This window comes from Klebsiella sp. SWET4 (assembly GCF_024296565.1).
GTDB lineage: Bacteria > Pseudomonadota > Gammaproteobacteria > Enterobacterales > Enterobacteriaceae > Klebsiella > Klebsiella variicola.
On record NZ_JANCOB010000001.1, the window covers coordinates 1,286,056 to 1,312,624 of the forward strand.

General features: G+C 55.2%; 25 protein-coding genes and 2 pseudogenes. 10 read left to right on the forward strand and 17 right to left on the reverse strand.

Annotated elements, in window-relative coordinates:
• Positions 1-153 precede the first annotated feature (153 nt).
• The 4 genes from NKJ21_RS06615 (at position 154) to NKJ21_RS06630 (ending at position 3,860) form a co-directional block, all read left to right on the forward strand.
• Positions 154-966, forward strand: a complete 813-nt coding sequence (locus tag NKJ21_RS06615) for a DNA-binding transcriptional regulator (protein WP_048965051.1) — start codon at positions 154-156, stop codon at positions 964-966.
• Positions 967-1,058: 92 nt separating this feature from the next.
• Positions 1,059-2,117 carry an ABC transporter substrate-binding protein gene (locus tag NKJ21_RS06620; protein WP_131023626.1) on the forward strand — a complete coding sequence of 353 codons (1,059 nt, stop codon included), beginning with the start codon at positions 1,059-1,061 and terminating at the stop codon, positions 2,115-2,117.
• The gene (locus NKJ21_RS06625) at positions 2,107-3,114 is read left to right on the forward strand and encodes an iron ABC transporter permease (RefSeq protein WP_110235688.1); all 1,008 of its coding nucleotides are present in this window, start codon (positions 2,107-2,109) and stop codon (positions 3,112-3,114) included. The genes NKJ21_RS06620 and NKJ21_RS06625 overlap by 11 nt, the downstream gene beginning before the upstream one ends.
• Positions 3,111-3,860: an ABC transporter ATP-binding protein gene (locus NKJ21_RS06630; protein ID WP_016161291.1), complete on the forward strand. Its 750-nt coding sequence runs from the start codon at positions 3,111-3,113 to the stop codon at positions 3,858-3,860. The genes NKJ21_RS06625 and NKJ21_RS06630 overlap by 4 nt, the downstream gene beginning before the upstream one ends.
• Here the strand turns inward: NKJ21_RS06630 and NKJ21_RS06635 are convergent.
• From NKJ21_RS06635 to NKJ21_RS06650, 4 genes are all read right to left on the reverse strand, one after another.
• Complete coding sequence (locus NKJ21_RS06635) at positions 3,844-4,587, reverse strand: substrate-binding domain-containing protein (RefSeq protein ID WP_131023625.1); 744 nt, start codon at positions 4,585-4,587, stop codon at positions 3,844-3,846. The genes NKJ21_RS06630 and NKJ21_RS06635 overlap by 17 nt on opposite strands.
• Positions 4,588-4,643: 56 nt before the next feature.
• Positions 4,644-5,480 carry a shikimate dehydrogenase gene (locus tag NKJ21_RS06640; protein WP_008804475.1) on the reverse strand — a complete coding sequence of 279 codons (837 nt, stop codon included), beginning with the start codon at positions 5,478-5,480 and terminating at the stop codon, positions 4,644-4,646.
• 15 nt (positions 5,481-5,495) lie between these two features.
• A complete protein-coding gene (locus NKJ21_RS06645; protein WP_012541401.1) occupies positions 5,496-6,818 on the reverse strand; it encodes an MFS transporter in 1,323 nt (440 codons plus the stop codon).
• 71 nt (positions 6,819-6,889) lie between these two features.
• Positions 6,890-8,743 carry a bifunctional sugar phosphate isomerase/epimerase/4-hydroxyphenylpyruvate dioxygenase family protein gene (locus NKJ21_RS06650; RefSeq protein WP_012541400.1) on the reverse strand — a complete coding sequence of 618 codons (1,854 nt, stop codon included), beginning with the start codon at positions 8,741-8,743 and terminating at the stop codon, positions 6,890-6,892.
• 126 nt (positions 8,744-8,869) lie between these two features.
• Here NKJ21_RS06650 and NKJ21_RS06655 point away from each other — a divergent pair, with 126 nt between their 5' ends.
• Positions 8,870-9,508, forward strand: a complete 639-nt coding sequence (locus NKJ21_RS06655) for a TetR/AcrR family transcriptional regulator (RefSeq protein ID WP_008804472.1) — start codon at positions 8,870-8,872, stop codon at positions 9,506-9,508.
• A 17-nt stretch (positions 9,509-9,525) separates the two neighbouring features.
• Here NKJ21_RS06655 and fumD read toward each other — a convergent pair whose 3' ends face one another.
• On the reverse strand, positions 9,526-9,738 hold the full coding sequence (fumD, locus tag NKJ21_RS06660; RefSeq protein ID WP_012541399.1) for a fumarate hydratase FumD: 213 nt from the start codon (positions 9,736-9,738) through the stop codon (positions 9,526-9,528).
• Positions 9,739-9,974: 236 nt separating this feature from the next.
• Positions 9,975-10,106: a hypothetical protein gene (locus NKJ21_RS06665; protein ID WP_004217210.1), complete on the reverse strand. Its 132-nt coding sequence runs from the start codon at positions 10,104-10,106 to the stop codon at positions 9,975-9,977.
• Between the two features lie 137 nt (positions 10,107-10,243).
• Between NKJ21_RS06665 and pykF the strand changes: the two genes are divergently transcribed.
• Entirely contained in the window at positions 10,244-11,656 is a 1,413-nt protein-coding gene (pykF, locus tag NKJ21_RS06670; RefSeq protein ID WP_012541397.1) for a pyruvate kinase PykF, read from the forward strand.
• A gap of 312 nt (positions 11,657-11,968) precedes the next feature.
• Positions 11,969-12,205, forward strand: coding sequence for a major outer membrane lipoprotein (locus tag NKJ21_RS06675; protein ID WP_007374746.1), 237 nt, complete (start codon positions 11,969-11,971; stop codon positions 12,203-12,205).
• Between the two features lie 61 nt (positions 12,206-12,266).
• On the opposite strand, the gene NKJ21_RS06680 is transcribed toward NKJ21_RS06675, so the two are convergent.
• The 7 genes from NKJ21_RS06680 to sufA all read right to left on the reverse strand — a co-directional run bounded on the left by NKJ21_RS06680 (position 12,267) and on the right by sufA (position 18,878).
• Complete coding sequence (locus NKJ21_RS06680; RefSeq protein ID WP_012541396.1) at positions 12,267-13,253, reverse strand: L,D-transpeptidase family protein; 987 nt, start codon at positions 13,251-13,253, stop codon at positions 12,267-12,269.
• Positions 13,254-13,353: 100 nt separating this feature from the next.
• On the reverse strand, positions 13,354-13,770 hold the full coding sequence (sufE, locus tag NKJ21_RS06685; protein ID WP_008804468.1) for a cysteine desulfuration protein SufE: 417 nt from the start codon (positions 13,768-13,770) through the stop codon (positions 13,354-13,356).
• 11 nt (positions 13,771-13,781) lie between these two features.
• On the reverse strand, positions 13,782-15,002 hold the full coding sequence (gene sufS, locus NKJ21_RS06690; RefSeq protein ID WP_016161294.1) for a cysteine desulfurase SufS: 1,221 nt from the start codon (positions 15,000-15,002) through the stop codon (positions 13,782-13,784).
• Entirely contained in the window at positions 14,999-16,273 is a 1,275-nt protein-coding gene (sufD, locus tag NKJ21_RS06695) for a Fe-S cluster assembly protein SufD (protein ID WP_012541393.1), read from the reverse strand. Before sufD ends, sufS begins: the two co-directional genes overlap by 4 nt.
• Entirely contained in the window at positions 16,248-16,994 is a 747-nt protein-coding gene (sufC, locus tag NKJ21_RS06700) for a Fe-S cluster assembly ATPase SufC (RefSeq protein ID WP_004184415.1), read from the reverse strand. The genes sufD and sufC overlap by 26 nt, the downstream gene beginning before the upstream one ends.
• A 16-nt stretch (positions 16,995-17,010) precedes the next feature.
• Positions 17,011-18,498: a Fe-S cluster assembly protein SufB gene (gene sufB / locus NKJ21_RS06705; protein WP_008804465.1), complete on the reverse strand. Its 1,488-nt coding sequence runs from the start codon at positions 18,496-18,498 to the stop codon at positions 17,011-17,013.
• Positions 18,499-18,500: 2 nt separating this feature from the next.
• A complete protein-coding gene (gene sufA / locus NKJ21_RS06710; protein WP_008804464.1) occupies positions 18,501-18,878 on the reverse strand; it encodes a Fe-S cluster assembly scaffold SufA in 378 nt (125 codons plus the stop codon).
• A gap of 516 nt (positions 18,879-19,394) precedes the next feature.
• Here sufA and NKJ21_RS06715 point away from each other — a divergent pair.
• From NKJ21_RS06715 to NKJ21_RS06725, 3 genes and pseudogenes are all read left to right on the forward strand, one after another.
• A pseudogene (locus tag NKJ21_RS06715) lies at positions 19,395-19,613 on the forward strand (hypothetical protein); the annotation flags it as partial.
• Positions 19,614-19,924: 311 nt separating this feature from the next.
• The gene (locus NKJ21_RS06720) at positions 19,925-21,097 is read left to right on the forward strand and encodes a diguanylate phosphodiesterase (protein ID WP_022066376.1); all 1,173 of its coding nucleotides are present in this window, start codon (positions 19,925-19,927) and stop codon (positions 21,095-21,097) included.
• 91 nt (positions 21,098-21,188) lie between these two features.
• A pseudogene (locus NKJ21_RS06725) lies at positions 21,189-21,367 on the forward strand (SOS response-associated peptidase); the annotation flags it as partial.
• 358 nt (positions 21,368-21,725) lie between these two features.
• Here NKJ21_RS06725 and NKJ21_RS06730 read toward each other — a convergent pair.
• The 4 genes from NKJ21_RS06730 to NKJ21_RS06745 all read right to left on the reverse strand — a co-directional run bounded on the left by NKJ21_RS06730 (position 21,726) and on the right by NKJ21_RS06745 (position 26,471).
• Positions 21,726-23,300, reverse strand: coding sequence for a hypothetical protein (locus NKJ21_RS06730; RefSeq protein ID WP_023307375.1), 1,575 nt, complete (start codon positions 23,298-23,300; stop codon positions 21,726-21,728).
• 351 nt (positions 23,301-23,651) lie between these two features.
• Complete coding sequence (locus NKJ21_RS06735; RefSeq protein ID WP_022066378.1) at positions 23,652-24,917, reverse strand: Y-family DNA polymerase; 1,266 nt, start codon at positions 24,915-24,917, stop codon at positions 23,652-23,654.
• A gap of 1 nt (position 24,918) precedes the next feature.
• Positions 24,919-25,338: a translesion error-prone DNA polymerase V autoproteolytic subunit gene (locus NKJ21_RS06740; RefSeq protein ID WP_254732793.1), complete on the reverse strand. Its 420-nt coding sequence runs from the start codon at positions 25,336-25,338 to the stop codon at positions 24,919-24,921.
• Between the two features lie 563 nt (positions 25,339-25,901).
• Positions 25,902-26,471, reverse strand: a complete 570-nt coding sequence (locus tag NKJ21_RS06745; protein ID WP_080841071.1) for a recombinase family protein — start codon at positions 26,469-26,471, stop codon at positions 25,902-25,904.
• Positions 26,472-26,569 lie beyond the last annotated feature (98 nt).

Genomic DNA, 26,569 nt, shown 5'->3' on the forward strand with positions numbered 1-26,569 from the left:
ACTGCCCGGCTGACAGGCAATTTGTTAATCATGTGTAAACGTATTTTTATAATGGGCTGAGTATAGGGCGGGGGTTTTCGGCTACAATCAAAACATCGCCGAATGTGCACCAGGTGCACGATGCTGTTTATAAAGCATTTTAAGGAAGGATTTATGCGTGACGATGGGTCCACTGAGTACAAAACGGTGCGTGGGTTAAGCCGGGGTTTATTGTTATTAAAATTGTTAAATAAATTCGACGGCGGCGCGACGCCGGGCCTGCTGGCGGAGTTTAGCGGCCTGCATCGCACCACCGTGCGCCGGCTGCTGGAGACGCTGCAGGAGGAGGGTTTTGTCCGCCGCAGCCGCTCCGATGACAGCTTCCGGTTGACCATTAACGTCCGCCAGCTGAGCGATGGATTTCGTGACGAACATTGGATTTCTGCCCTCGCCACGCCGCTGCTCGGCGAGCTGCTGCGCGAGGTGCAATGGCCGACAGACATCACCACCCTCGACGTCGACGCCATGGTGGTGCGCGAGACTACCCACCGCTTCAGCCGACTGTCGTTTCACCGCGCGATGGTCGGACGGCGGCTGCCGCTGTTGCTCACCGCCTCCGGGCTGACGTGGCTGGCCTTTGCCCCCGACGCGGAGCGCGACGCCATCGTCAGCATGCTGGCCGCCCGTCCGGAAGCTGAGTATCAGCTGGCCCGCGAACCGGAACGGCTGGCGGCGATCCTCGCCCGCACCCGCCAGAACGGCTATGGCGAAAACTTCCGCGGCTGGCGGCAGGAGGAGAAAATCGCCTCCATCGCCGTGCCGGTCAGCAGCCAGCAGCGGGTTATCGGCTGTCTGAACCTGGTCTATATCGCCAGCGCAATGACCATTGAGCAGGCGGCGCAGAAGCATCTCCCTGCGCTGCAGAGGGTGGCGAGGCAGATAGAGGCCCGCATGGAAGAGGAAGAAGTGTGGTACGAAATGCCCTGATCGTGATGAGGGTAAATGCGATCACCCATTGCGCCCGGCTTCGTTATATAATTTAATACATAACGAATTTTTCACGCCATTCGGGCCACACCATGTCAAAACACCCCTTACTGCTGGGCCTGACGCTGCTCAGCGCCAGCCTGTTCACCGGCCAGGCCTTTGCCGACCGCACCGTCACCGACCAGCTGGGTCGCCAGGTCACGCTCCCCGACCACATCACCCGCGTCGTGGTTCTGCAACATCAGACGCTCAACCTGCTGGTGCAACTGCATGCCGCAGAGGATATCGTCGGCGTCTTAAGCAGCTGGCAGAAACAGCTCGGGCCGCAGTTCGCCCGCTTTATGCCTGAGATCGGGCAACTGGCGACCCCGGGCGATCTCACCCAGGTCAATATTGAAAGCCTGCTGGCGCTGCATCCGCAGGTGGTTTTTGTCGCCAACTATGCCCCGCCGGCGATGATCGCGCAGATCCAACAGGCCGGGATCCCGGTGGTGGCCATCTCGCTGCGCCAGGACGCCGCGGGTGAAAAAAATAAAATGAACCCCACCATGGCTGACGAAGAGCAGGCCTATAACGCCGGGCTGGTGGAGGGGATCCGCCTTATCGGCGAGGTCGTCGAGCGCCAGCCCGAGGCCGAGGCGCTGATTCACTACACCTTTGCGGCGCGCAAAAAAGCCAATGCGCCGGTGGCCGATATTCCACCGAACCAGCGGGTGCGGGTGTATATGGCCAACCCCGATCTGAATACCTACGGCGCCGGTAAATACACCGGGCTGATGATGGCGCACGCCGGGGCGCTGAACGTGGCGGCCGCCAGCGTAAAAGGCGCCCGTCAGGTGTCGCTGGAGCAGGTGCTGGAGTGGAACCCGCAGGTGATCTTCGTCCAGGACCGTTATCCGCAGGTGGTCAAACAGATAGAGAACGACCCGCAGTGGCAGGCGATCGATGCGGTGAAACACCACCGCGTGTGGCTGATGCCGGAGTACGCCAAAGCCTGGGGTTACCCGATGCCGGAGGCCCTGGCGCTGGGCGAGCTATGGATGGCGAAAAAACTCTATCCTTCGCGCTACCAGAGCATCGATGTGGACAGTAAAGCCAGGGATTACTATCAGCGTTTTTACCGCGTGGCGTGGACGCCAGATGCGCGCTAACCTCCATCCCTGGCGGTTGCAGGGTAGCCTGGCGCTGGCGACGCTGGCGATCGCGGTCGCCTCGCTCTGTTTCGGCCAGTACCCGTTAAGCCTGCGCGCCGTTGGCCACACCCTGGTCCATTTGCCGCCAGGTGAAGGGGTGATCGGGCAGATCGTCTGGTCGGTTCGCCTGCCGCGCGTGGTCATGGCTCTGCTGGCCGGGGGCGCGCTGGGGCTGTGCGGCGCCACCTTGCAGGGCGTGTTCCAGAACCCGCTGGTGGACCCGCACATCATCGGGGTGACCGCCGGCTCCGCCTTCGGCGGCACGCTGGCGATCCTGTTGGGCGTCGGCGGTCTGCTGATGATGGCCTCGACCTTTTTCTTCGGCCTCATCGCGCTGGGGCTGATTTACGCCCTCGCCGCCCTGCAGGGGCGGGACAGCACGCTGGGGCTGATTCTGTCCGGGATCATTCTCAGCGGCTTCTTCGCCGCGCTGGTCAGCCTGATGCAGTACCTCGCCGATAGCGAAGAGACGTTACCGAACATTGTTTTCTGGCTGCTCGGCAGCTTCGCGACCGCCAGCTGGCATAAGGTTCTGCTTATGTCCCTGCCCATGGCGCTAGCCGTCGGGGTGCTGTGGAAGCTGCGCTGGCGTATCAACCTGCTGGCGCTGGAGGAACGCGATGCCCGCAGTCTTGGCGTTCCGGTGGCCGCGCTGCGTCGCGGCGTGCTGGTGTGCTGTGCAGTGCTGGTGGCAGCCCAGGTGGCGGTCAGCGGCAGCATCGCCTGGATGGGGCTGGTGGTCCCGCACCTCGCCCGTCTGCTGGTGGGCGCTGACCATCGTCGCCTGCTGCCCACCGCCTTCTGGCTTGGCGCCGCGCTGATGCTGGTGGTGGACGATCTGGCGCGCACGCTGACCCAGGCGGAAATCCCGATCGGGATCATCACTGCCCTGCTCGGGGCGCCGCTGTTTACCTTTTTACTGGTGCAATCCCGGCGCCGGAGTACCGCCCGATGAACAGCTCATTATCGCTGGAAGCGCTACGCTACGGCCACCGTCAGCCGCTCTTCGCCCCGCTCACGCTGACCTGCCGGCCCGGTGAGATCTGGGCGGTGCTGGGCGCCAATGGCCGGGGAAAAAGTACCCTGCTGGACACCCTAACCGGCGTGTTGCCGCCGCTGGGCGGCCAGGTGCAGTGCGAGGGGGGCATCGCCCTGGTCCCGCAGTCGTTTCGTCCCGCTTTTCGCTGGCGCGTGAGCGATGTGGTGCTGATGGGCCGCGCCCGTCATGTGGATCTCTTTGCCCAGCCTGGCGAGGAGGATGCCCGGCGGGTTGAGAACGCGCTGACGCAGCTGGGGATTGCCGCCCTGGCCGGGGATGACTTCGGCGCCCTCTCCGGCGGCCAGCAGCAGCTGGTGCTGATTGCCCGCGCGCTGGTCAGCGCCAGCCAGAATATCCTGCTGGATGAGCCCTGCTCGGCGCTGGACCTCGGTAACCAGCAGGTGGTATTGCAGCTGATCGGCGACCTCGCTCACCGCCAGGCACGCACCGTCCTGTTCACGACCCATGATCCAAACCATGCGCTGCAGGTGGCCAGCCATACGCTGCTGCTTCTGCCGGAGGGCCAGTGGCTGGCAGGCGAGACCGCCGACGTGCTGAGCGAAACGCACCTCCGGCAAGCGTACGGCCTGCCGGTACGTCTGATCCACTATGCCGCCTCCGCGTCCCCTCTGCTGGCGCCGGGGTTTACTCTGCGTCGCTAAACGGCATAAAACCCGCCTGCCGGAGATACCTCTGGCCAACGTCGCCGAGTATAAAGCGATACAGGGCCAGTGCGGCGGGATCCGCCCTGAGGCGCGCCAGCTGGTAATCGCAGCGAATATTCCACGGCGCCGGGATGGTCAGGGTACGCAGATCGTCGCAGGCGGCCAGCGCGGGGCCATAGTGCGCGTAGCCGATAAACAGATCCGCCAGATTCTGGCGAATAAGCCACGCGCCGGCTATCTCGCCCGGCGGCACGCTCAGTGAGTCTCTACCGCCGACCCGCGGCTGCGCCCGCCCGGCTATCGCGTTGCCCAACCCAGGATAGTGCGCCTCAATTCGGGCAAACAGTTGCCAGGTATAATCTCCCGACGGATCGCATCCCGGCGTGGAGGTCGCCAGCCGCAGGCGGGGCGTGCTGAGCAGCGCCAGCCAGTCCAGGCCATCGTTGTCCGGCGACCACCGGGCGGTCAGCATCAGCTGGTTGCCGGCAAATCCCTGGCATTCCTGCGCCAGACCGGCCTGCAGCAGCGCCTGCGGGTGCGCCGCGTTGGCGGACGCAAAAACCGCGCACGGCGCCCCGGCCTCGATCCGCTCGCGCAGCAGGCCGGCAGGGCCAAACTGCGCATCGACCGCCAGGCCAGTGTGCTGCTGAAAGTGCGCCACCAGCGGTAGGAAAGCGCTTCTCAGGCTTCCCGCCGCCAGCAGCGTGAGAGGAGTGGACATCATAGATAGTCGCTATAAACCGGATAATATAACGCTATATTACCCGGTTTGCCGTCGCGTCAGTAGCGAATTTCCGCCAGCGCGCGCAGCTGCTCGGGGGTGGCTACCGGCAGGTCGAAAAAGCGCAGATAGGCGGGGATCATTTCAAACAACATGTCGGTCCCGCGCTGGATATGGCACTGTCGCGCCTGAGCGGCCCTCAGCAGCGGGGTGTACTCCTGGGTCATGACGACCTCCCCCACCCAGGTGCCTGGCGCCAGACGGTCAACGTCCAGCGGCAGCGGATCGCTGGCCTTCATCCCCAGCGGGGTGGCATTGACCACCAGCTCGTGTCCGACAGGGTCGTGCTGCATCAGGGTGATATCGAGCTGCGGATAGTGCTGATGCAGCCGTCCGGCGAGGGCGTGCGCCACCTCGGGCCGGGTATCGTACAGGGTCAGGGCGCTGACTCCCGCCGCCGCGAGAGAGGCGGCGATAGCCGATCCTACCCCGCCGCTGCCGACCACCAGCGCCCGCGTCCCCTGCGGATTAAACCCTTTACGACGCAGGCCCAGCACAAAGCCGTCGCCATCGAACATATCCCCGGAGAGGCTGCCGTCGGCCTCGCGACGGATGGCATTGCAGGCGCCAGCGATGGCCGCCGTCGGGCTCAGGCGCTGGACCAGATCGCAGGTGGCGATTTTATGCGGCATCGTCACCAGCGCGCCGATGATGTTGGTCATCGTAAACAGCGGCGGAATAAACGCGGCGTAGTCCTCCGGCCTGACCCCCATCGGCACCACCTTTACGTCCACCTGCTGGTCGACGAACCACGGGTTATAGATCATCGGCGCCTTAAAACTGGCGGTCGGATAGCCAAGGTGCGCTATCAGCCGCGTATTTCCACTAATCACCATGCCTTGCTCCTTTGCTTACTGCGATAACTCGATACGTTTGACGTCGCCGAGGATAAACAGATAGGCCACCACGCCCAGCAGCGCGGCACCGCCGATGTAGATCAACGCGTAGAAGAAATTGCCGAACCCGGCAACGATAAAGCCGATCACCAGCGGGGTGAGGATCCCCGCGAGGTTGGCGCAGAAGTTAAACAGGCCGCCGGTCAGACCGCCCAGCCCCTTCGGGGCAATATCGGAGATCAGCGTCCAGCCGAGGCCCACCATCCCCTGGCCAAAAAAGGCAAACGACATCACCAGGATCACCGCCAGGTCGCTCTGCAGCCAGTTGGCGGTAATGATGCAGCTGGCCATCAGCAGACCGGCGACGATCGGCAGCTTACGGCCAAGGTTGGCCGACCCGGTGGCCTTGAGCAGTTTGTCGGAGATCCAGCCGCCAAACATCACCCCGCCCGCGGCGGCGACAAACGGCAGGATGGAGAAGAAGCCAACCTTCAGCCAGGGCATATGCCGCTCGGTGGCCAGCCAGGTCGGGAACCAGGTGAGAAAGAACACCAGCACGGTATTGCCGGCAAACTGGCCGATGCTGGCGCCGATGATCTGCCGCTTGCTCAGCAGCTGGCGGACCAGCGGCCAGCTGAACGCCACCTGCTGGTCCGTCGGGGCGCTCAGGCCGCCGCCGTTTTCGATATGCTCGCGCTCCTGCTGGCTGAGGCGCGGATCTTCATGCGGTTCGCGGTAGCAGCGCCACCACACCAGGGCAAACAGAATACCGACCGCGCCGACGCTGACGAACAGCACCCGCCAGCCAAAGCCGTCCATGATCCAGAACAGCAGCGGCGCAAAGCAGGCCAGCCCGAGGTATTCCCCTACCGTGTACACCGCTGTGGCTTTCGCCCGCTCATGCTGCGGGAACCAGGCGCTGACCACCCGGCTGTTGACCGGAAAGCACGGCGCTTCACTAATGCCGAGCCCGAAGCGGCACAGCAGCAGTGTTTTCAGCCCCACCGCCATGCCGTGGAACAGGGTAAACAGCGACCACAGGGTCAGCGACAGAAAATAGGTCACTTTGTTGCCAAAGCGGTCAAGAAACAGCCCGCCGGGGATCTGCGCCAGGGCATAGGTCCAGGCGAAGGCGGAAAAAAGGATACCCATGATCGCCGGGTCGATCCCCAGCTCACCGGTGAGCTTTGGGGCGGCGATCCCCAGCACGGTGCGATCGAGGTAGTTGATCATGGTACCAATGGCCAACAGCGCAAGGATGCCGATGCGCCGCCGGGAGCGGCGCACGGTGACGGCAGGCTGGGCGGCAGCCGTCGGGTTAGGGCTATATGAGCTCATAGTCAGTTCCTGTCTCGGGTACAGAGGATGTTGTTATTGTGTTTAAAGCATAATGAACCATTTGATTCGGGCTAACAATACTGCATCGCCGCCAGACGGACGGCGGCATTCGCCGCGCCATAGAGCGCGTAACCGGCCCGTCGTTCGGTTAACTCAAAGAAAAAGCGCCCGGCGGTAAAGGGGCGGGTATAAAGATGCAGGAAGGCCCCGCCCTGCGGATCGCGGTCGTAGAGGAGCTGCCGCCGCTGCAGTTGCCCAACGTCCAGCTCGCCGCCGAAGCGCGCCAGCAGATCGTCATAATAATTGGCCGGGATCGGCAGCGCATGGCGGGCAACGTCGGCAAGCTGGTCGCAGGTGGCCGGCAGATCGCGGCAGGCAAAGGCCGCATGCTGCAGCCCTGCCCCCTGGTAGCAGGCGACCGAGCGGGCAATCTGCGTCGCCCGGCTCTGCGAAATATTCAGCGCCAGACGGATATCGCCCTGCGGGCTGCGCACCGCCAGACTGCGCACCAGTCCATACGGGTCCGGCAGCGTCTGCTCATGCTCAAGGGTAAAACCAAACACCGTGCGGAAGAACATCACCCAGTTGTCGCGGCTGTCGGCCTCCATCCCCAGCGCCAGATGGTCGATACCGAGATAATCCTCGCGCACCGTCAGTCCGTCGCGCAGATGAAAATCGCGCTCATAGATCCCTTCCCCGGCCTCGATGAGATAGATCAGGCTACCGTCCGGGGCGCAGATCGCCGGGATCGGCGTTTCGTTCGGCCCGGCATCGCCCTGCCAGGTGGCATACCCCAGCGCCCGGGCGCGGGCCACAATCGGCGCACTGCGATCGACCCGCAGCGCCATGGCGCACAGCGATACGCCGTGGCGTTGATAGAAATGATCGGCCCAGCTGTGGGGCTGATGGTTGATGACGATCCGCGCCCCGCCGTTGCGCCACAGCGTCACCTGTTTGGAGCGGTGGCTTCCCTCGTGCTGAAAACCCAGCGCCTGCAGATGCTGCCCCAGGCGCTGCGCCTCGGCGGCGCTGGCGGCAAACTCGATAAACTCCAGCCCGTGATAGACCGGCAGCGGCGGCGGTGAAAACAGATCGGCATCGCACGTCGGGAGCCGACGGCGGGTTTGCTCCTCCAGCCACAGCAGCGAACGATAACCATCTTTGGCCGTCGCGCCGTTCGGCGAGGCGCGAAAACCGTCATTAAAGATCTCCAGCGACCAGGGGCCGCGATAGCCGCAGCGGGTGACCTGCTCGGCAAACGGTTCCAGCGGCAGCTCGCCCTGCCCGGGGAAGCAGCGGAAATGGCGACTCCATTCCAGGAGATCCATTTTCATGTACGGCGCATCGGCGAGCTGAACAAAGGTGATTTTCTCCACCGGCACCGACGGCAGCGCGTCCAGCGTGTCGCCGCGGGCCAGAATATGGAAGCTGTCGAGCACCAGGCCCAACGCCGGGCTGTCCACCCGCCGCACCCGCTCCCAGGCCTGCTGCCAGCGGTTCACATGGGTTCCCCAGGCCAGCGCCTCATAGCCGATGGTGATCCCCTCTTCTTCCGCCAGCGTGGCCAGCGCCCGCAGATCCGCGACCTGCAATTCGCTATCCGCCGAGCAGTCCGGCTGCACATTGCTGCACAGCAGCAGCGTGTCGCAGCCCAGCTCGTGCATCAGGGCAAACTTGCGCCGAGCGCGGGCCATATTCGCCGCAAACTGCGCCCGGCTGGCGCCTTCAAAATCGCGAAAGGGTTGAAAAAGCGTGATTTTTAACCCTAAATCGGCGGCAAGCTGGCGGATTTCCGCCGGCGTCCCCGTATAATAGAGCAGATCGTTCTCGAAAATTTCCACACCCTGATAGCCCGCCGCCGCAATAGCGTGCAGCTTCTCAGGCAGGGTGCCGGAAATCGAAACGGTGGCGATAGAGCGCAGCATAAGGTCCTCGGGTCAACAACTGACGTGAGCCTTGAATATGTATCATTTGGTTCATTTGCGCCATACTAGGTTGCTAAATTGTGATCATTATGTGTATTTTTTGTCACCCAAGAAAAAGGAGTTGCCATGACCGTCGTTGCTCATGATGAAGCACAATCCCTGAAGGCGCGGATTTTCAGCGCCGCTATCGCTGTTTTTGCTGAACACGGGCTGTCAGGCGCCCGCATGGAGCAGATCGCCACCGAAGCGCAGACCACCAAGCGCATGGTGGTTTACTACTTCAAAAGCAAAGAGCAGCTCTATCAGGAGGTGCTGCAGTATGTGTATGCGCGGATCCGCGAAACCGAGCAGCAGCTGGGGCTGGAGAATGTGCCGCCAGTGGAGGCGCTGGTGCGGCTGGTGCGCTGGAGCGTGCGTTATCACGCCACCCACGCGGACTATATGCGGGTGATTTGCATGGAGAATATGCAGCGCGGCAAGTGGTTACAAACCTCGGGTGAACTGAAACCGCTGAATCGTACCGCCCTGTCGATTCTGGAAGACATTTTACAGCGCGGCCAGCAGCAAGGCGTCTTTCAGGCGGGGCTCGAAGCACGCGATGTGCACCGGTTAATCAGCAGCTTCAGCTTTTATCAGGTGTCGAACTTCTACACCTTCAGCAGCCTGTACCTTGACGATCCGTTGCCCGCCATCGACGACGAAGCGATGGTGGCCCACCACTGTGACATTGCCGTCCGGGCGGTGATCCGCTTCGTGATTTCCTGACCCGCCGGCGAAAGACGTTAATGCCCTGAAAGGGCGTGAATGACTTTCTCCATGGCCTCCACGGTGAGCGCCGAACGCTGAATTTTGGCGTTCGCCAGCGAGGTGCGCAGTACGCCGGCAATGACAATGTGTTTCGGCTCCTGGCCCAGGTCTCGCATTTCCAGCACCACTTTACCCACCACGCGGCACATTTCCTGGTACAGCTCGTCGTCTTTGGCTTTATTTCCCATCTGGTTTTGCTCGCACTTTATTATTATCAATCAATTCATTATTGATAGATTTTTTCCGCAACGCAAATTATCCCCGGCGGAATGGGCCAATGGCGCATTTTACTGGTTCATCACGCGAGAAAAAGCGCCTTCCGCTGCCCCTTTGCCTGCCCGGTGATGAAAAAATGTGTTGCGTACTTTTATGCATAACGTGCCGGTTTTGTTACGCGTTTTGTCCATAATTTGAAACGAGGTTTTTATTTTCCTTTTTGATTTCGGCAGCGTATAATGCGCTTCGATTCTTTCTTGAATGGTTTCAGCGCATTGGACTGCATGATAAAACGCATAACACCTTGCCACATTTCATGGGCTGAACCGCCAGCACACATTCTTCTGCACGCTCCGGGGTTGTCACCTATCCTTAGGGCGTGGCTTAGCAACTTTCGTAATACAGGTTTGGCTCCCCGGCAGTGCGCCCGCGGAGCGAGAATTCCATATCCTTCACAACTTAAAGACTAAAACTGTCATGAAAAAGACCAAAATTGTTTGCACCATCGGTCCGAAAACCGAATCTGAAGAGATGCTGACCAAAATGCTGGAAGCCGGCATGAACGTGATGCGTCTGAACTTCTCCCACGGTGACTATGCGGAACACGGTCAGCGCATCCAGAACCTGCGCAATGTGATGAGCAAAACCGGTAAGAAAGCCGCTATTCTGCTGGACACCAAAGGCCCGGAAATTCGTACCATCAAGCTGGAAGGCGGCAACGACGTCTCATTGAAAGCAGGCCAGACCTTCACCTTCACCACCGATAAATCCGTCGTCGGCAACAACGAAATCGTTGCCGTGACCTACGAAGGCTTCACGTCTGACCTCACCGTCGGCAACACCGTTCTGGTGGACGATGGCCTGATCGGCATGGAAGTGACGGCTATCGAAGGTAACAAAGTTATCTGTAAAGTGCTGAACAACGGCGACCTTGGCGAGAACAAAGGCGTAAACCTGCCGGGCGTCTCCATCGCCCTGCCGGCGCTGGCTGAGAAAGACAAACAGGATCTGATCTTCGGTTGTGAACAGGGCGTGGACTTTGTCGCGGCCTCCTTCATCCGTAAACGTTCCGACGTCGTCGAGATCCGTGAGCACCTGAAAGCCCACGGCGGCGAAAACATCCAGATCATCTCCAAAATCGAAAACCAGGAAGGCCTGAACAACTTCGACGAAATCCTCGAAGCTTCTGACGGCATCATGGTTGCTCGTGGCGACATGGGCGTTGAGATCCCGGTTGAAGAAGTTATCTTCGCCCAGAAAATGATCATCGAAAAATGTATCCGCGCGCGCAAAGTGGTTATCACCGCGACTCAGATGCTGGACTCCATGATCAAGAACCCGCGTCCGACCCGCGCTGAAGCCGGCGACGTGGCCAACGCCATCCTCGACGGTACCGATGCAGTGATGCTGTCCGGCGAATCCGCGAAAGGTAAATACCCGCTGGAAGCCGTCACCATCATGGCCACCATCTGCGAACGTACTGACCGCGTGATGACCAGCCGTCTGGACTTCAATAACGACAACCGTAAACTGCGCATCACCGAAGCGGTGTGCCGCGGCGCGGTAGAAACCGCTGAGAAACTGGAAGCGCCGCTGATCGTTGTCGCCACCCAGGGCGGTAAATCCGCACGCGCTGTGCGTAAATACTTCCCGGACGCCACCATCCTGGCCCTGACCACCAACGAAACCACCGCTCGCCAGCTGGTGCTGAGCAAAGGCGTTGTGCCGCAGCTGGTGGAAGAGATCGCCTCTACCGATGACTTCTATCATCTGGGCAAAGATCTGGCGCTGAAAAGCGGCCTCGCGCGTAAAGGCGACGTGGTGGTGATGGTTTCCGGCGCATTAGTGCCGAGCGGTACCACTAATACGGCTTCCGTACACGTGCTGTAATAATTTACAGGTTAATTGGTTTTTTTTAATAAAGCGCCTCTCGGGGCGCTTTTTTTTATTCATTGATTAGCTCTTCCTATTAAAAATGCAAATCGGAATTTACTATTTAATAAGAGATTATCTAAGATGAATCCGATGGAAGCGCGCTGTTTTCACTCGCCTTTTTCAGCGATTTTGTCCAATTCGATGCTTCTTTGAGCGAACGATCAAAAATAAGTGCGTTCAGGTAAAAAAAATATTCTCATCCCAAAAAACTTTGTGTAATACTTGTAACGCTACATGGAGATTAACTCAATCTAGAGGGTATTAATAATGAATCGTACTAAACTGGTACTGGGCGCGGTAATCCTGGGTTCTACTCTGCTGGCTGGTTGCTCCAGCAATGCTAAAATCGATCAGCTGTCTTCTGACGTTCAGACTCTGAACGCTAAAGTTGACCAGCTGAGCAACGACGTGAACGCAATCCGTTCCGACGTTCAGGCTGCTAAAGACGACGCAGCTCGCGCTAACCAGCGTCTGGACAACCAGGCTCACTCTTACCGTAAGTAAGAGTTCTGGTAATAAAAATGGCGCACTCTGTGCGCCATTTTTTTTGCCCTCAGCATGAGGGCTACTGGGTAAGCAGGCTGTTGTCTGACGGCGTGTTCTGCGCCGACAGCGTAGCTGGCGCACTCCCCGTCCCCGTGGACACCACCACCGGATATCCCGCCCTTCTCGACATCGCTTTTTTCAGCTGTGCATCATCGACCGCTTTATCCTCTGCGAAGGCGTGAAACGCCGCAGGCAGCGTGTAGGCGATGGTCCGGGTGTTTTCCCCTTCCGTCTGCGAAAGCGGCCTGTGGACCTCGACATAGCGTTTACCATCCGGTTCGACGGCAAACTTCACCGGCTGATTGATAATCCGTACCGGCGTCCCGGTTTTCACCTGGTTGAACAGCGCTTTGATGTCATCGGCGTTCATTCGCATACAGCCTGAGCTGACGCGTAAACCGACGCTGTCCGGCGCGTTGGTGCCATGAATCAGATATTCGCCGTTGCCATAGGCCAGACGCAGCGCGTAGCGCCCCAGCGGGTTGTACGGCCCGGCCGGGACCACCGCCGGTAACGTCACCCCTTTCTCCAGCGAACGCGCCCGAATGCCCGCGGTGGGCGTCCAGGTCGGGTTGGGGATCTTCTGCCCGATGCGGGTGGTCATCTCAGGCGTTTCCAGCCCTAACTGGCCGATACCCAGCGGATAGACCTGCACCTGATTCTCTCCCGGCGGGAAGTAATACAGCCGCAGTTCCGCAAGGTTGACGACAATCCCCTCTCGCGGTACGTCGGGGAGCAGCATCTGGGAGGGGATCAGGACCTGAGTACCTGGCTTCGGCTGCACCGGCGCGATGGTATCGTTGGCTTCGAGGATCAGCATCGCCGCGGTATCGAAATGGCGGGCGATCGCCTGTAGGTTGCGGTCTCCCTCCTGTACGGTCCAGTACTGGTTCTGGCCAATCAGCCGGCTGTTGGCGGGAGGAAGCGGGTAGTCGACGGCCCAGGCGGCCGAGGAGGCGCCAAGCGCGCTGAGAAGGGCTAAGGTGATCATCGTTTTGCGTTTCATACTGAGATTCCTTCTTTCGCTGATAAAACGCCAGGAGACTGAACGGCGGCAGGAGCAGAACCCCTACCGGACGTAACAGAATGAAATCTACCTGTTTATTCTAGCTAATATTTGCGGCTTTCGCGCGGATCGCACGGATCATGGCTTCAAGCCCTTGCGAGCGGGAAGGCGTCAGGTGTTGGGTGAGCGCCATTTTTTCAAACCACGGGCGCACATCGAACTCGATGATATCCTGGGCGGTCATCCGATCATAAAGGATAAACACCACCGCAATCAGCCCTTTGACGATCGCCGCATCGCTGTCACCGCGCAGGGTGATAACGCCGGAGGGGTCCTGCGCCATCACAATCCACACCTGGCTTTGGCAGCCCTGAATAATGTTCTGCACGCTATGTTCTTCCGGGCTTAGCGGCGCCAGCCGCTGGCCCAGCTCAATGATATAGAGATACTTCTCTTCCCAGTTGGCGCAACGGCTAAAATTGCGCAACAGTTTGTCTTTGTCTGGTAGTGCCGCCATCGTCACGTCCTTTACCCTAATAATTTGTGGATCCGCTGCAGGCCGGCCACCAGGCGGTCCACCTCTTCCGTGGTATTGTACATCGCCAGCGAGGCCCGACACATAGCCGGTACCTGATACCGGGCCATCAGCGGCATGGCGCAGTGGTGCCCGGTTCGCACCGCGATACCGTAGTTGTCGAGGAAGCTGCCGACGTCATAGGCGTGATGCTGGCCGAGGTTAAAGGCGATCACCCCTTTGCGCTGCGCCGGCCCGTAGAGGATCAGATCCGGCACGGCGCGCAGAGCCTCCAGCGCATAGCGCATCAGGGTCTGCTCGTACTCCGCGATCTGCGTCAGCCCCAGTTGGCTGACGTAGGTCAGCGCCGCGCCGAGGCCAATGATCCCCCCGGTATTCGGCGTACCGGCCTCAAAGCGCCACGGCGCCCGGTTCCAGGTGGTGCCTTCCGTCAGGCTGACGGTGGCGATCATCGACCCGCCGCCTTCCCATGGCGCCATCGCCTGCAGTAGCTCGGAACGGCCATAGAGCACGCCGATCCCGGTCGGGCCATACAGCTTGTGTCCGGAGAAGACGTAGAAATCGCACCCCAGCGCCTGCACATCTACCGGGTGGTGCATCACCGCCTGGGCGCCATCCACCAGCACTTTCGCGCCATGCTGATGCGCAAGGGCAATCAGCGCCGCCAGCGGGTTTTCCGTCCCCAGCACGTTGGAGACCTCGGTTATCGCCAGCAGGCGGGTGCGCGTGTCAAACAGTCCCGGGACAACATCCAGTTGCAGGGTGCCGTCCGGGTTCAGGGGGATCACCCGCAGCTCAGCCCCGACGCGGGCGCACAGCATCTGCCACGGCACAATGTTGGCGTGGTGCTCCATTTCGCTGATGATGATGTTATCCCCGGCGCCGACGTTGGCGTTTCCCCAGCTGTTGGCCACCAGGTTGATACCCTCGGTGGTGCCGCGGACGAACACCACTTCCTCCGCCGACCCGGCGTTAAGGAAGGTGGCCGCCTGCTGACGCACGGCTTCCATCCGCGCGGTGGCTTCCGCGCTGAGGGTATGGATGCCGCGGTGCACCGCCGCGTAGCCGTGGCGATAGAATTCCGCTTCGGCGCCGATCACCGCCTCCGGCTTCTGGGCACTGGCGGCGCTGTCGAGATAGGCCAGTGGCTGACCGTTGACCTCCCGGTTCAGTACCGGAAAATCGGCGCGAACCCGTTCTACTGAAAATGTCATACAGTGCCTCCCGGCAAACGCTGTCCAATCCGCGCCAGCACCTGCTCTCTGAGCGCGTCGCTGCGGATAGCCTCGGTGAGCTCGGCGGCGAAGGCGTAGAGGATCATCTGCTGCGCCGCCTGCTGTTCGATACCGCGCGAGCGCAGATAGAACAGCTGTTCTTCATCAATGCGCCCGACGGTCGCCCCGTGGCTGCATTTCACGTCATCGGCGTAAATCTCCAGCTGCGGTTTGGTGTCGACCTCCGCCAGCCGCCCAAGCAGCAGATTGTTATTGGTCATCTGGCCGTCGGTTTTCAGCGCGTGCGGCGCGACGTTGATCAGCCCGTTAAACACCGCCCGACCCTTATCGCTGACGATGGTTTTGTGCAGCTGGCGGCTGTTGCAGTAGCCGACCTGATGGTCGAGCCAGGTGCGGCTGTCGCAGACCTCATTTTTCACCGGCATCGCCAGCGAATTGAGGCGCAGGTTGCTGTTTTCACCGCCCAGGCGGGTGCTTGTGTGATGACGCAGCACCTGGCCGCCGAGCAGGAAACTGCTGCTGAAGGCCGAGGCGTCGCGGCCCAGCAGCAGGTCGTTATGGGCGAAGTGGTAGCTGAGCGCGTTCTCAAACGCCAGCTTGATATGCTGGAGGTGCGCGTTATCGGCCACCGTCATGGTCAGTCGCCCGCCGGTGAAGTGCGGCTGCTCATTGAGGCTCAGGTAATGTTCGACCACAGTCGCCTCCGCCCCGCTTTCCAGCGCCAGGTGATGGCGATAATGGGCGGTATTCAGCGCATCGCCGGCCAGACCGCGGGTGATATGCATCAGCAGCAGCGGCTTATCCAGGCGGCGGTTGCGCGGTACGCGAAGGCGGGTCACCGTCTGCGCCAGGCTTTCGGTCAGATGGAGAAACACCTCCGGATGCAAAGCATCCGGCAGATGCTGGCGTTGGTTATCGACGCTGACCTCCACGCCGCTGGCGGCGAGATCGTCGCTCAGCTCAGGATGATAGCGGCCATCGATAAACACCAGCCGCCAGGCGTCCAGCGGCAGCGCCAGCGCATCACGCTGTTCAGCGCTGAGCGATGCCCCCTCGTCGGCGACAAAGTGACCGTTGAGTAGCGCATCCAGCGGGGTGTATTTCCAGTCCTCGTGCTTACGTGTCGGCAGCCCCAGGCGCAGCAGCTGCTGCAGATGCTGGGTGGCCTCCGCCGTACGCTGGCCGCCCTGCGCTTCAAACAGGTGGTGCCACTGCTGCAGCGCGTTACTGCTGTTCGGTAAGCCAGCCATAGCCCTGCTCCTCCAGCTGTTTGACGAGGGTGAAATCCCCCGACTTCACAATCCGCCCCTGATACAGAACATGGACGTAGTCCGGCTTGATATAGTCAAGAATGCGCTGATAGTGGGTGACAATGATGAAGGCGCGTTTGCCGTCGCGTAGCGAGTTGACACCTTCCGAGACAATCTTCAGTGCATCAATATCCAGCCCGGAATCTGACTCATCAAGAATGCACAGCTCCGGCTCCAGCACCGCCATTTGCAGAATATCGTTACGCTTTTTCTCACCGCCGGAGAAGCCAACGTTCACCGAGCGGGTCAGCAGATCTGCCGGCATCTGCAGCAGCCTGATTTTCTCTTCCATCAGATCCTGGAAGTCGAAGCGATCCAGCGGCTCCTGGCCGCGATAGTTGCGCACGGCATTCAGCGCGGTCTGCAGGAAGAACTGGTTGCTGACGCCGGGAATTTCCACCGGATACTGGAAGGCCATAAAGATACCTTCTCCGGCGCGATCTTCCGGGGCAAGTTCCAGCAAGTCTTTACCCTTAAATTCGACGCGGCCGCCGGTCACCTCGTAATCCTCACGCCCGGCCAGGGTGGCCGAAAGCGTACTTTTCCCCGAGCCGTTTGGCCCCATAATGGCGTGGACCTCCCCCGGGCGCACCTCAAGGTTCAGCCCGCGCAGGATCGCTTTATCTTCGACGGCGACGTGTAAATCTTGAATACTTAACATCTTTTTTCCTTAATTATCAGCCGACGCTATGTTCAAGGCTAATGGCCAGCAATTTTTGCGCTTCGACGGCGAACTCCAGCGGCAGTTCGGAGAAGACGTCTTTACAGAAACCGTTGACGATCATCGAGATGGCATCGTCTTCGCTGATCCCGCGCTGTAAACAGTAGAACAGCTGATCTTCGCCAATCCGCGAAGTGGTCGCTTCATGTTCCAGCTGGGCGCTGTTGTTGCGGCATTCCACATACGGGAAGGTATGCGCCCCGCAGTCCGGGCCGATCAGCATCGAATCGCACTGGGTGAAGTTGCGGGCGTTAGTCGCGGTCGGCATGATTTTGACCAGCCCGCGATAGCTGTTCTGGCTGTGTCCGGCGGAGATCCCTTTCGAGATGATGGTCGAGCGGGTGTTCTTGCCGATATGGATCATTTTGGTGCCGGTGTCCGCCTGCTGGTGACCACTGGTCAGCGCTACCGAGAAGAATTCGCCGATCGAGTTATCGCCGCGCAGAATGCAGCTGGGGTATTTCCAGGTGATGGCCGAGCCGGTTTCCGACTGGGTCCATGACATCTTGCTGTTCTCCCCTTCGCACAGCGCACGCTTGGTGACGAAGTTGAGAATGCCGCCGGTGTTGTTGTCGCCGGGGAACCAGTTCTGCACCGTGGAGTATTTCACTTCCGCATCTTTATGAATGATGACTTCAACGACCGCCGCATGCAGCTGATAGCTGTCGCGCACCGGCGCCGAGCAGCCCTCAATATAGCTGACGTAGCTGCCTTCATCGGCCACCAGAATGGTACGTTCAAACTGCCCGGTCTTTTCGGCGTTGATGCGGAAATAGGTCGACAGCTCCATCGGGCAGCGGACGCCCTTCGGCACATAAATAAAGGTGCCATCCGAGGCCACCGCGGCGTTCAGCGCGGCAAAGAAGTTGTCATTGCCTGGCACCACGGTGCCCAGATACTTTTTTACCAGTTCCGGGTGGTCGTGGATCGCCTCGCCGAAAGAACAGAAGATGATCCCCTGCTCCGCCAGCTTTTCGCGGTAGGTGGTCGCCACCGACACGGAGTCGAATATGGCGTCCACCGCCACCTCGCGCCCTTCACGTACCGGCACGCCCAGCTGGTTAAAGGCTTCTTCCACCTCGCTGGTCAGGAAGGTGTTGGCCCCGGTCTGCTGCACCGCGCCCGGCTCTGAAGCGCAGGTCTCATCGCAGTTGCCGCAGGAGGGGGCGGAATAGTAGCTGTAGTCCTGATAATTCAGCTTATCGTAATGCGCCTTCAGCCAGTGCGGCTCCTCCATCTCCAGCCATGCCCGGAAAGCATTGAGCCGAAACTCCAGCATCCACTGCGGCTCATTGCGACGGGCGGAAATGGCCCGGACCACCTCTTCATTAATCCCTTTGGCCAGCTCATCGGTCTGCAGCCGGGTGAAAAAGCCCTCTTTATAATTGAGCGGGCCGCCGGTCCAGGTTTTGACATCGTCAGTTGCTTCAGTATTACGCGACATAGTTACTCCGCCTGCACCCCAAAACTTTCGCCACAGCCGCACTCGTGCTGCGCTTTCGGGTTATGAAATTTAAAGATTTCATTTAAACCTTCCCGGACGTAATCGAGCTCCGTGCCGTCAATGAACGGCATCGCCTGCAGCGGCGCCCACAGTTTCGCCCCGTCATGTTCAAAGAGCAGATCGTCGGCTGCCGGCTCGGCAATCATTTCGAGCACATAGCCAAAACCGGCGCAGCCGCTGGTTTTTATCCCCAGCCGCAGCCCTTTTTTGTCCGGTTGCTTGCGCATCAGATCGCGAATATGCGCGGCAGCGGCCGGCGTCATGGTCAGTCCCTGCCAGCTAAAATCGGCGGGATTAAAGGTTCCTGCTTGTACTTCCATCGATAGACCTCCAGGTTGGCGCCATCAAGGCATACCGCCATGTTAGTGATAATGATTATCACTTCAACCCATCTGCAGCAGGGGTATTGCCCCATTTAGCGCTTTTTATAAGCATAGACCCTCGCCCGGGGATTATCAGGGTGTGCAGGGTGAACTTAATCTTTTGATTTATAATATGTTATTCTGAAATCGTTCTATATTCGCACGCAATGGTAAAGATGTATCGAAAATACCGATTTTTGAGATAGGAGATGAAAAAAGCCACCTTTCAGTGACTTATCGGATATTCAATGGGTTACACTATTACACACACGGACAATCAAGGCCGTGAAAGGACATTCTGATGTCCCCACAAGTGTCCCCATCAACTCTGCTGCCCCCGTTATGCCCCGAAAAACAGCCTGATTGACGCCCACTTTCTCTTCTACCGGGAATGGGATTCCGTCATTAACAGCTGCTGTACTGTCCGACTCTATTCCAACCTCTATACTTTCAGTCTGAAGACTGGAGGTAACCATGCGCGGACGATTTGCCCAATCACAGACATGCGAAGAATACCCGGCTTATCTTGCCGAAGAAGCTGAGTGGTATATCGCCTATAATCCAGAACCAATCGGCCGTACAACGTGGCGCCAGGAACTAAAGTTTTGCTCCTGAGCGTACGTAATGAAGAGCCATATCCAACGCCGTTCATGGCACTATGTGCAGTGGTTAAGGGAAAAACCGGTGCTCATATAAGCCCATGTTGAAACCTCCGCGACAAGTCGGATGTATAGACCCTTATGGCAACATGGCTTGCTGCACTGATGAATGGTGTAAGTGAGTAAAACTAAACGTTAGCCCCACCCCTTCCATTTTAAAATGTCAAGAAGTTATTTTCTTATCATGTAAAATAATTAGTTTGTGCTGATGACTTGCCACCAAGTCCTACGTGAAAACTGCAGACATCTTATCATTAGTAGCAGGCTAAATATTTTTGATAATTTCCTCGGATTTTAGATCATAAGTCTGCTAATCTCTGTTTAAACACCATCGCGAGAACTGAGATGCTTACAACTATCATTTACCGTAGTCATGCCCATAGTAGCATTTCAAGAACCTCAATCATGGAAATGATTGAGCTCGCAAATGCTCATAATATCAAAAGTGATGTCACTGGAATATTGATTTTTAATGGGATTCACTTTCTACAACTGCTGGAAGGCCCTGAAGCTCAGGTTAACGAAATTTACACCAGGATCTGTAGTGATACTCGTCACTTTAATATTGTTGAACTCTTAAATGACGTTGCACCTTTCCGGCGATTTGGTAATGCCGGGATGGAACTAATTGATATAGATTTACACAGTCATGAAGATTGCCTAAGAACAATTCTTAACCGTGGAACAGCAAAACATCAACTTCTTTATAATGATAGAGCATTGCGTTTTTTTAGGACATTCATAGAGTCCATACAACAAGAAAAATACTATGAATTACCGTCTGCTACTGAATGGTTTTTTTCCAGAGAACCTTTAATCACTGAAAGCCCTTATGTTGCTAACTCCTTCATTATAAATCCAGTGGTAGACCCTCTCGCGAGAAAGGTCCATTCGTTCCAGTTAAGTAATCCCGTGACGACTGGTTTGTATGGAATGGGCTTATTACAGCATGACCTGGAATCAAAACGTGTTGCTCTTCTTGAAGCTGGTAGTTTCCTTCACTCTGGACAAAGGGTTTCAATTAGTCTATTACCATTGACTATAATCAAGATTAGTAATGCACCTTGTACGCTGCTTAAGTATATTGAGCAAAGCGGTCTTATCCCTGAACAAATTATCATCGAATTTTTAGAAAAAGATCTGTTCGCCAATATTGATGAATTTTTACATGCGCTACGAACACTTAAAAGTGCTGGAATAAGCGTTGCTATTAATGACTTTGGGTCTGGACATGCAGGATTACTCCTCCTAACAAAATTCCAGCCTGAAAAAATCAAAATTCATAGTGAGCTCATAAGAAATATTCACAGAGATGGCGCGAAACAAGCCGTAGTTCAAAGCATAATCAATTGCTGTGATACTCTCGAGATAAGAATATGTGCTACAGGAATCGAAAAAGCTGAAGAATGGATGTGGCTGGAGTCAGCAGGTATCACTTACTTCCAGGGCCCCCTTTTTTCTGGCTACTCAGATGACGGCTTACCATTTGTAAGCTGGCCGGATCCTGTGGAGATCTAGTAACAGCAGAAAGCGGTGATGAATTTTAAGGCGTTTTACAGACGTTGAATTTGAGACCAATAGACGCATGATTGACTTTGACCACCTATGCCCGCTAGCCATGGAACCGTAGCCGCGCGCGAATGGATGAGGCGGGATATCGCAGGGAAGGAGGCAGAGGAGTTAATTGCAGATGGTACGGTACCAGCAGATCATTTCAAATGGCACCCGGTTTCCCGCGCAGTGGGTAACGTGAAGAATCAGGGGCCTGAATTGATTGAGGCTATCTAAAGACTATAGATTTGATAACGTCCGAAATGTGCCAGGAGCGGACTTTTTTCAATTGGGGGCAAAGTCAGATTCGCGGCTTTGGTGCAGTTGGAAAAATCTCTGAAAAGGGAGCGCTGGCATTTTATATATTGGATATTTACCGTTAAAAAATTAATCTGATAACCCGCTCACAATAAAAGTCCTTTTCCGTAGATAATGTAATGAATATCTTAGTTTATACCCATATAATAATGCAGTGATAAATTGACACCCGTCAGGTAAGACATCTTAACATTACAAAAGAGCAGAAAAGCAGGAAGTAAAGTGTTCCTGCTGTGGAGTAGTTGGATAGAATATACTTAAAGATACAGGCATTCAATTACATCACGGAATCTTGCTTGCTAACTATTTCTTTGAGTTCGTCAAACGTTAATACTATATGAGTATCACTTAATTTCGCTAAATGCTTTTTATCAAGGAGGACTATTTTTGTTATCTTATAGTCATTTCTAAATTCGACCGTGTTCATTAACCAATTGAATTTACATTCTTGCTTATAGAAAAACAATTCTTGATCATCATTATTAAGTTTGTTCGATAAATTGCGGATTTTATTTTCATCGACCCCGTCTGTAAGCACCTTACATTCAATTAACAATACACTTTTATTTTTGACTGCTAAGCAATCAATCTCACCAGGGATTTTTTCATTATTGATATTTATGAGCTTAGTTGGTGTTTCAACAAACCATGTGGCATTTTCACTAACTTTGCCAGCTCTAAAGCCATGTTCTTTTAAAAATGAAACCACATCTTCTTCAAATTTATTTGATACTGCATTTTGGAAAATTTCCTGAGGTAAATTTATACCTGCCGATTTTTCTGAGTAGTTTAAAATGGATGACTCCAAAAACCAATTAAATGAATCACAAATTAAAGTTACAGATGTAGCATATAGACCTTTCGAATTATTATCAATCCTAACTATAGGTCTTTCATTGATCATATTACTATTCCAGTTGCCAATTCTTTTTTTGAACCACGGCCTTTGCCAAAAGAATGTCATATTTAATCTTTGCAAGTCCTTTTCAATGAGTGGCATAGTTAGTTCATTTAATAGTATGGCGCAGTCATTTAAAATAACCACCCCCGTATAATCTGAGTCTGCAACTGACTTCCTTACTGAAGCTATAAAAACTAATAGTTTTAAGTATAAATAACTCTTTATCCAAAAATCTCTGGTTTCAACATTAAATGGAATGTATTCAAAAGGTGTATTCTTAAAAACATCAGGAATTAAATTATTTCTTTTATTAATAACATCAATTACACTTCGTAAAAAATCTGAGTTTTTATTCAAGAACAAATCAGCACCATACTTTCCAAGTCGTAAACCTTTATGATCTGACTTGTTAACACTCGATAGATCAATAGCTATCGATCTTAACCTATCAGATAATAGCATGCCATAACAAGTTAATTCTATTGTTTCTCCAGGGGAGATGATCATAATATTTTTTAAGCCGATCAGACTTTCTTTAAGCATGCAATATTCAATAAACTGAAACACCTTAACATTAGCGGAACCTGTCCCAGTACTTATATTGCCATATGAGTAACATAACGCAGATTTGACTCCCATTCCTAAGTATGGCAAATCCAAGTGGCTGTAAGTTGTAGAATAATAATATTTTGATATAATCTCGATAAGTTTAGGGATAGTACTATATGACTCAAGTTCAAGACTGATTCTCGTACATTTTCTGTCAATTTTTTCAATCATTTCATTCAAAACTTGAATGTTTTCAATAATTATCTTCTCTTCATTTTTCTTAAAAAGACACCTGTAAGGCTTTTCGACGGTAAGTAAAAGGTATTTTAAGAAAGACTCATGAGCTTCATATGCCTGAGGATAAAGTCTAGAGTTAGTGAATATAGATTTTTCTCTTTTCATGGTATGTAATCCATTTGCATTTTTTAATAATATGCGAGCTTGATAGAATTCGCACCTTGCAAAAATAATGATAATATTATTTCCTGTAATGCTAAGTTTTTAATGCATAAACTCAGAAATAAGCAACATTACGTGACAATAATACTGCTGAAAAATGTCCAGGTAAACTGATTTTACTAGGCAATAGTTGACACCTCGTTGAGGGAGTAGATAGTCGAAGAATTATACGTGTATAACTTGAGCATAATTCCTTTGGGTGAACACCTTGAGGTAGAGACTCATGTCCCGCCAACTTCCGCTTTTCGCTCTAAGCGGACTGTAGTAGCGTCACCATTACCATTAATGGCCGAATCATCTAACTTTGAGCAGGTCACAGAACCTCGTAGTATAGCGCGGGGATAGCATTTCTCTCTTCATCTGCCAGGCAGTCTGGATTCCCTGCCCCGCAAAATAGAGCGTCCCCCTGCCATCCTTTGCATTGAGATGGTCGAGGACTTCCATTAACTTTTCGCTGTTCTTCCGCGGTGCGTTGTCATCAAAAAGATTCAGCTGTGCCACGCCCTGGCTGTAGAAATCGCCCAGCATCACGCCGGCCTTCTGGTAACGGTGCCCGTCTCGCCAGATAGCATCGAGGCATTTCGTCGCCGCGGTAATTATGTCCCGGCTATCCTGGGTTGGCGTTAGCAGCTTTACAGATGCGCTGTTGCCGTAATATGGCTCGTTGAGCGCAAAGGGGCTGGTTTTGACAAAAGCGGAGATAAACCGGCAGTACTGATGCTCGCCGCGAAGTTTCTCGGCTGCGCGCGATGCATAGCTGCATATCGCCTGTCGCATTTCATGATATTCAGTGATGCGGCCACCGAAAGAACGGCTGCACACAATTTCCTGCTTTACCGGCGCGAATTCTTCAAGACCAAGGCATGGCTCGCCACGCAGCTCACGTACTGTTCTTTCCAGAACCACATTAAAATGCTTCCGGATAAACCTGATATCTGTATCCGCCAGTTGAAGCACTGTTTTAATGCCCATTGCCTCCAGTTTTTTACTGATGCGGCGCCCGACTCCCCAGACCTCATCCACCGGAAGCAAAGCCATCAACTTCCTCTGCCTTTCCTGATTAGACAGATCCACCACTCCTCCGGTCTGCCGCTGCCACTGTTTCGCCGCGTGATTGGCCAGCTTTGCCAGGGTTTTAGTCTGGGCTATGCCGACACCGACCGTGAGGTGCGTCCTGCGCAGAACCATCTCGCGAATTTCCCTGCCAAAGTCGGTAAGGTCGCGACAGTTACGAACACCAGTAAGATCGCAAAAAGCCTCATCAATACTGTAAATTTCGCAGCGTGGAGAGAGTTCCTCCAGCGTTGTCATCACTCGGTTGGACATATCGGCATAAAGCTCATAGTTGCTGCTAAACGCGATAATACCGTGCCGGCGAAACATGTCCTTTTGCTTGAAATAAGGCTCACCCATTTTGACGAAGGGCTTTGCCTCTGGCGAGCGGGCGATCACACAGCCGTCATTGTTTGACAGAACGACAACCGGACGCCCTTTCAGGTCAGGACGAAATACGGTCTCGCACGATGCATAAAATGAATTCACATCACAAAGCGCAAACATCTTAGCCAGCTGATTTGATGATGTACGTAACCACCCCGAACACGTCGAGAGTGTCCTCACTACCCACGACTATCGGCGAATATGCAGGGTTCATTGGGTTAAGCTGAACCCGCGGATGCAGCTGCAACTTCTTAACGGTAAATTCCCCATCCACAGCAGCAATAACGATATCGCCATGAACCGCTGTCCTTGAGCTATCCACAACCAGAAGATCCCCTTCCCCTATGCCGGCGTCTTTCATGCTGTCGCCGGCGGCTTTGACAAAATACGTCGCACTGGGATGGTTAACGAGCAACTCGTTAAGATCGATACGTTGCTTAACGTAATCCTGCGCAGGACTAGGAAAACCACATTGCACAAGGTCGCTGTACAACGGGAGCAGCATGATCTGACGTAACTCAACGGGCGTGTAGAACTGCATAATAAACTCGCTCACAAAATACTGTTTTTATATACAGTAGTTTTATTCGCTAATCTGATCAATAGAGGTTTTAACTATCAATCAGGAACACAGAGGGGGGGAAACCAGTCACCTTTGAGCCCCTTATATTGGTTTCACTTAGTGATTATGTTGTCTATGTGCCCGCTTTGAACTATCTTTTCTCAAAACCTGCTACTGCAAATGGATAATAAGATGTCACAGACGGACTTGCTGATTGTTGTTTTTACGCTGGGCATTTTAGCCTTTGGCTATTCCATATGGTTCATTTCGAACAGAATACTCTGCTCAATATTTCATAGAATTACAAAGAATGTATGAATTGGGATGGTATAGACTCAAATTCATGATCCTTGTTCCTCGACTTCGGAAGGTACTTACAAACCGTCTTCGCTCTTAACCTATCACATCGGCACCTCCTCCATGATGTAACAACTCAGACCAGAAATATCTGGAAGCTTTGGGCGCCTTCTTAGAAAATAGGCGTGTGCGAAGACGCACACAGCAATGATGTTATGTAGTATTTTCCCCTTGAGTGTGCCTGCTCAAGGGGATTTTTTATCGCTGTATTGTACTGGCAAATATTTGTAAATCGTCTTCACTCCCACCCCTATCACATCTGCGATCTGGTGCCGGGTAGCGCCGTTCTCCAGCATTCTGCGGCACCGCTCCACCACTACTTCAGTCATTACCCGGCGGCGGCCGCCGACTCTCCCCTGCTCCCTCGCAGCGGCTAAACCGGCTCGGGTACGTTCGACGATCAGCTCTCTTTCCATTTCCGCCAGGGCGCTCATAACGTGGAAAAAAAAGCGCCCTGCAGGCGTACTGGTATCGATGCTGTCGGTCAGGCTGCGGAAATTCACCCCGCGCGCCTGTAGCTCCGACACGAGCGTAATCAGATCGCGTACGCTTCTCCCGAGCCTGTCCAGTTTCCAGACCACCAGCACATCGCCCGGGCGGAGCCGCCGCAGCGCTCGCTTTAACCCCGGCCGTCTGGCATTTTTCCCGCTAGCCATATCCTCATATACCAGCTCACATTCTGCGCGGATCAGCGCGTTTTTCTGTAAATCGAGGTTTTGATCCCCGGTTGATACCCTAGCATAGCCAATCAGCACTATCTAACTCCTTGAAATAGCTGATTGTAAAAAGCCGCGGCCATTCGCTCAAACCCTCGTTTGGGCGAATACCGTTTTGGAGCAAAAAACATGGCCTT